General features: G+C 63.1%; 5 protein-coding genes. All 5 read left to right on the top strand.

The window, feature by feature from the left end; translation table 11 throughout:
* A partial coding sequence (locus tag N4R40_RS13085; protein ID WP_261607821.1) for a site-specific integrase occupies positions 1 to 500 on the top strand: 500 nt, incomplete at its 5' end.
* Positions 501 to 1330: 830 nt separating this feature from the next.
* Positions 1331 to 2341 (top strand): DUF2599 domain-containing protein, encoded by a 1011-nt coding sequence (locus N4R40_RS13080; RefSeq protein ID WP_261607820.1) that lies wholly within the window; start codon positions 1331 to 1333, stop codon positions 2339 to 2341.
* Between the two features lie 12 nt (positions 2342 to 2353).
* Entirely contained in the window at positions 2354 to 2602 is a 249-nt protein-coding gene (locus N4R40_RS13075) for a hypothetical protein (protein ID WP_261607819.1), read from the top strand.
* A 1081-nt stretch (positions 2603 to 3683) separates the two neighbouring features.
* Positions 3684 to 4310: a helix-turn-helix domain-containing protein gene (locus N4R40_RS13070; RefSeq protein ID WP_261607818.1), complete on the top strand. Its 627-nt coding sequence runs from the start codon at positions 3684 to 3686 to the stop codon at positions 4308 to 4310.
* Complete coding sequence (locus N4R40_RS13065) at positions 4307 to 5680, top strand: HipA domain-containing protein (RefSeq protein WP_261607817.1); 1374 nt, start codon at positions 4307 to 4309, stop codon at positions 5678 to 5680. The genes N4R40_RS13070 and N4R40_RS13065 overlap by 4 nt, the downstream gene beginning before the upstream one ends.
* Positions 5681 to 6083: the final 403 nt, after the last annotated feature.

Raw genomic sequence — 6083 nt, 5'->3', positions numbered from 1 at the left:
CGATCCGGGGTCAAGGCCCTTCTTTGCGGGTATCGGTCACTGGCACGATCATCACCGTTGCGGGGAAGACCTTCCGGGCAAATGAGCTGAAAAGGGACGAGCAGGTGCGGATACTAGAGCTACCGTCGTGGGCGCGCGAGGTTATCGAAGAATGCCGATCCATCGCTACACGGAGCGGCCCGGATGCCCCACTTCTGCAGGGCTTGCGCGGCGGGATGCAGTCTCCGACTTACATACGTGCGCGCCTCGCTTCGCTGAAGCGCGAACACAGCGAAGCTCTCGAAGCGGCCGGAATCGACCTGCACGACTTTACTTTTCACACGCTGCGGCGCACGGTCTTGACCGCGGTGGACGAGGCTGCCGGGCGCGGTCACAGTCAAGCGCAGGCTGGTCATGCTGACGCGAAGACGACTGCCGGGTACATCTCCACGCCTCGAACGTTGCCCGTCATCGTCGGCACGGTCGGTGCGATCGATGAGGCTTTTGGGCATGCCTCATAAGTTTGAGTTCATTGCGTCCTTGACCGAGGAAGGTCGAGACCGAGGAAGGTCGAGACCGAGTGCGAATCAACGCCGTTGGCGATGGGTCCGCAGACGCTCGGCGCGTCGAAGCAGGACTGATCGCGCCATCGAACGGCAAGAAAGCACAAGCCGGGAAATGGTCACCTACTCGACTCCGCGACGCTCGCCCAGGATCAGGGGCAGCGAAGATATGGCGTCCGTAGTCTTGGGGAGCGCCGGGCACTTTGAAGGTTCGGTCTAGAGACCGCGGAGCGCGCGGGGTGAGAGCTCGCAATGATGTCGAGCGCGCAGACATCGCGCAGTTGATGGTGAGTTCTGGGGAAGACATAACGGTCAACGATTCCTATGGACTGGAGGGCGTCACGACCTGTTCGAATCTCAGCTCCACTTCCGCTGTGTTGGTCATCCGATTGCATGATTTGGGTGGGCAACATTCGCTGTGTCCGGGGATCGCCCGGAGCGCAGATCGCCACCCAAGTGTGGACCTAGTGACACTGGCCCCGCGCCCAGAGTTTCGCTTCCGACTGGTCCGCTGGCGTCGGCGATATCGAGTCAGTCAGAGGCCTCCAAGCGCCAAACGGCAACTCAAACGCGCCGCAGCACGGGCCTCTTCGTTCACCACGCGACCATTGCCGTCCAGGCCCTAAGCAGCTCGTCGCGAACTCGGCGCGGGCACCGCAAGCAGGTCGAGAGCGCCAGAAGGCGGCATCTTCAGCTCGACTAACACCGCACTCACGCGGCAGATGCGGCTCGCTACGCTCAGCCGTGGGTCCCGAGGATGGCTCGGGTTGAAGCACGAAGGAATAGCTGTGGGCACACGTACATCCAAGGCGAGATATGCCGTATTGACGGCCGGTGTGGCCGTGGGGCTGATCGGCCTCCTGGCGCCATCAACGGCAAGCGCGGCCGCCCCTGACGGGGAAGAGGCCGACCGCCAGGAATTGGTCTCGCTGTTCAGCTCGGTGGCACCGGAGTTCTTCGCGCGCGTCTCGCCGACGGTAGGACCCAGTTCCGTGGAGCAACTCTCGTCCGCACGTTCGTCGAGAGCGACTGACCGGGTCGAACTGCCCTCGGAAGCATCCGAGGCTGTTCTGGTGGGAAACGCTGAGGTCGGCCTTGCGCCACAGGACGCCGAGCACCTCGGCGAGGCGCTGCAGCTGCAGTCGAACGCAGTGGCATTCGTTGGAGAAACAGTGACACAGGTCGCGGTCGATAAGGGTGCCGGTCTTTATAGCTTGGCGAGCGTCCTCGCAGATGAGTCGGCGGGGGACCGATTCAGCTATGACCTGCAGAGTCCAGGGAACCTCCTTATCGAGATCGGCGACAACGGAGGAGCCCTCTTCCTCGACGACGACAACGTGGTGGGCGGTGCATATGCGCCGTGGGCCGTCGACGCCGCCGGCGTCGAAGTTCCCACGCACTACGTCGTCGAGGACGGTGCGCTGGTGCAAGTCGTCGACCACATTGGAGGAGGCTTCACCTATCCGATCATCGCCGACCCCACCTACTACGGTGAGTCGCTGATCAGTTCGGTCGTGACCCGCAATCCGGCCGCGGGGCGCGAGCTCTCGGTTCACACCTCGACCTGGTGGAAGACGACGGCAACGTTCGGGGGCACGGTCATATCAATCACGGTGCGCAACCAGGTGACCGATGAGTTCGCCCGGATCACCCCTTCGCCCTGGGACACCACGGGAGCTCGTCAGCAGGTCTCGTGCCACGCGTACTACGCCACGTTGAAGGATCCCTGGAACATCGAGCTGTGGCGACCTACTGTAGGGGAAGCCGCGACAGTCGCAGCGGCTTGTAACCCGTCATGAGGAAGGCTCGAAATGAGTAACAAACTCGGAGTGGCCGGGGGGACCGTGCTCATACTGATCGGCCTATTCCTGCTCGTGATGGTGCAATTCAACCTAAGCGCTCAAATGGATCGAGTCGACCGTGAAGGGATCGGAGGCAACATGTTCGCGCCGGACGTGCTCCCGCTCGGCGTTCTGGGCCTCTTGACCATTGCCATCGGCGTAGTGGTCCTGATCTACACGCACCGCCGGGAACAGCGACTGGCCGCTTCGGACGGCTGAGCATCACAAGCACACCCTCGCCGACGTAGCCCCCTGGGCGCCGTCTGGAGGGTTGGTACGCGTAGACCTCCGGTCGTGGCGCGACGCTCAAGCGTACGCCACGGTGCCGGAGGTCTCTGCGTTGCAGGGGAGCGGATCTCAGGCGGTCAGACGCCGGGCGGCTACTCCTACATCCTCGGTGTTTCGACCGCGACCTTGCGTCGGCCGAGGCGAGAGCAGCGAAAAGGATGGGTCATCTCTCTGCCCGTTCTTTGACCTCGATTCGGCTATTCCGTTCGAGCTGGAGGCACTGTCCCGAGCGAAGGGTTACCGGGCCTATGACGGGGTGAAGCTCGCACTCTCCATCGATGGCGCAACCCCGATCGGCGAGCTTGTCCTTGAGGTTCTACGCACACTGGAGCGAGACGCTGCGCGCACCTACGGACGCGTCGATGACTTTGCCGCTGGATCGATGAACCTCCTACCGGCTCCCACAGGTTGCTGCGGTAGAGCTCTATCCGTACGCGGCCAGCACTCAGAAATTGCGCGTACTCGACCTACTGGGCGGTTGACTGCGGACCGCGACACGAAACCTGGAGAGTATCGGCCAGACTCCATGCGAGAGCACCTGCTTCCCCTTCGTCGTGTCGATGCGACGCCCGACGGATTCCTGGAGCGTCCGACCCAGGCGCCCTACGGATCGTCGTTATCAGCTCGCCTTCGGCTTGCACACGATCTGGGCACTCCAAGGTGGTCTGCGAGTTGATCGCACGTCACCTCACGTTGCCGTCCTGTGGAGCGGATGTGGCGAGCTCGTGACCCTCCCTTGTCCTCGGCCTGTGTCGCGTCTAACAGATACCATCGCGGGTGTGAACTATTCGGTCGGCCGGCGCAGCAGCGACTCCCGGTTGCTTGACCTGCCATAGATGATGCGGCCGATCTTGCGGCTAGATTCGCCTACCTCGCGATTCCGGTAACCCAAGCCCGTATGCCGTAGAGAATTCCCCCCCCCGCGGGTCGACCGGGGAGTGAGTGCACGGTGCATGTGCATTTGATCACCCCGCGAGGGACGACTCCACTAACCAATCGGTATACTTGTGTCATGAATGTGAATGAGGCTTCGGAAGCGCTGGGCGTGTCGCCGCGACGCGTGCGCGCGATGATCAGCCAAGGCACCATTCCTGCCCAAATGGTGAAAGGACGCTGGCAGCTCCAGGACTACAACCCGCGGACCCAGCGCAGTCGGCGGCCCCTCTCTCCGAGTTCCCGGACAGCTCTCGTCGACACGCTCCGCACCCGGTCTCTTGGCACGCTCACCGCTCAGACGCGGGCGCGTACCGCCGACCGCCTCCGCGCGTTGCGCGACACTTCCGATCCAGCATCGCTCATCGCCAGCTGGTGGCCCGAGGGAGACGAAGGTGGCGACCCGTTCACCCGATCGTTGGTGCGGAACGCTCGGGCAGGCAACAACGCCTACCTCACAAAACTCGTCAAACCAAGAGCAAACGAGTACCTGCGGAGCCGCGAACGCCTCGCAGACATCCTGAAAACAGAGCGTGCCGTCCGCGGACTCAGCGTCCTCGAGCTCGCGGACGCATCCGGAGTGCAGTCGAAGATCATCAGCCATCTGGAAAAGGGGTTACGCGTCTCGTCACCTGCCGCAGCCCTCCGCACTCTCGCCGTCGTAGGCGTCCAACCGACCGCCCTGCCGGACCTGGAAATGAAATGACCCGGGTCCTCGAGGTGTGGCTCGAAGGTACCCACGCCGGGCAGTTCGTGCATGCCAACGACGGCGCCGTGACGTTCACCTACGACCAGGATGCACCCGACACCCCGATCTCCTTGTCCCTCCCGCGTGACGGGTCAGGCACACGAGCAAGTGCCTCCAACTTCCTCGAGAACATCCTTCCCGACCACGACACAACACGCGCTCGCATGGCGGCCGCGTACGGCGCATCATCACCTGACACGTTCGACCTCCTGCACGCTGCGGGTGGCGACATTGCGGGTGGGCTCGTAATCCTGCCCGAAGGAGAAGCGCCCACACCCGCCGACCGTGCGGAGCTGAACCCGGTCCTCGTTGAGGAGACCGCTGGACGTATCAGCAGCATCAAACGGGACCCGGACTCCTTCTACCCTTCCGAGGTGCCGGCCCGGTTCTCCCTCGCCGGCACGCAAGGCAAGTTCGCTCTCGCTGAAATCGATGGCTACTGGTACTGGTCGAACGCGACGCTACCGTCCACTCACATAATCAAGCCAGGAAACCCAAAGCTCCACGGCATCGAGAGAGCTGAGGTAGCGGCACTCGCACTGGCACCCCTAGCCGGTGTTCCCGCACCCGTAGCGACAGTCCTGAACGCCGAAGATCAGACGGCGTTCATGGTGGAGCGGTTCGACCGGGACCGGAGCCACGGGGACATCCCGAGAAGGCTGCACGCGGAGGATCTCGCCCAGTCCCTCGGTATCGGACCCAAGTCGAAGTACAACGTGTCAGTGAAGCAGGTCGCGGACATCATCGGGACCGTAGACGATGACGGCTCGATCCTGCGAAGTTTCCTCCGACAACTGACGTTCAACACTCTCATCGGCAACGCCGACGCGCACGCGAAGAACTACTCGCTCATGCTGGGATCACGCGGGGCACGCCTGGCGCCGCTTTACGACGCGGTTCCTGTCATGCTCTACCCGACATACGACCAGAAGCTCGCCATGCGCATCGCGGGGGCGCGTCACCCGCAAGCGGCGGGACCCGACCACTGGCGCAAACTCGCCCGCACCATTGGCGTCGATGAAGATGAGATGCAGTCGATCGTCACGAGCGTCGCATCCGGTATACGCGAACACAACGAATCCGCCTGGACCACCCTGGCCGTAGATCAAGGGGTACTAGTGCGCAACGCGGTCGATCGAAACGTGGACGTCGCCCTCGGGGTGAAGAAGCCCTCCGAAACAGCGCGAACGGGGACCATCACGGTCCAGGACGGGGTCCACCGCCGGAAGACCACCGCGTCGTCCACGCCTGGTTCCTTCGCGCCGAAGCGCAACTCCGCCCCGGTGGGTGAGCTGAGTGCGCAGATTGAAACCGAGTCGGACGGCTAGCGCATCACCTGCTCGGAGCGCTCCGACTCCACGCTGAGGCAGAACTGCTCTGTTCAGATCCAACTACTGTGTCTCACACAGGCGCCCCACGCGGCGTAGTAAGAGTGAGACACTCCGTCGCAACCGCATCTAGAGCACCCGCTCTCCCTCACCGAGGTGCTAGATCGTAGTAAAGGGTCCGGATTGCACGCAGGCGGTACGCGTGTGCGGATTAAGCAAGTCACGCATCAGCCCGCCGCATGTTGCGCGACGTGGCTACTCCGCACAAGTCGTCAGGTCATCGCAGTCCCCAGAACGTACCGGGTCGACGCTATCCGCGAGCGCGATTCTCCCCATGAGTGCATCAATCGCTGCCATGTGTCAGCTCGGGCCGTCTCAACATTCGGGCCTTGACCCCGGATCG

It is taken from the genome of Microbacterium memoriense, from assembly GCF_025398275.1.
Classification (GTDB): Bacteria; Actinomycetota; Actinomycetes; order Actinomycetales; family Microbacteriaceae; genus Microbacterium; species Microbacterium memoriense.
This window is presented reverse-complemented; position numbering and strand designations above follow the sequence as displayed.

Bases quoted from the DNA above. Each gene is read 5' to 3' on its own strand.
- N4R40_RS13065 (WP_261607817.1), top strand. From the start codon at position 4,307: ATGACCCGGGTCCTCGAGGTGTGGCTCGAAGGTACCCACGCCGGGCAG.
- N4R40_RS13075 (WP_261607819.1), top strand. From the start codon at position 2,354: ATGAGTAACAAACTCGGAGTGGCCGGGGGGACCGTGCTCATACTGATC.
- N4R40_RS13070 (WP_261607818.1), top strand. From the start codon at position 3,684: ATGAATGTGAATGAGGCTTCGGAAGCGCTGGGCGTGTCGCCGCGACGC.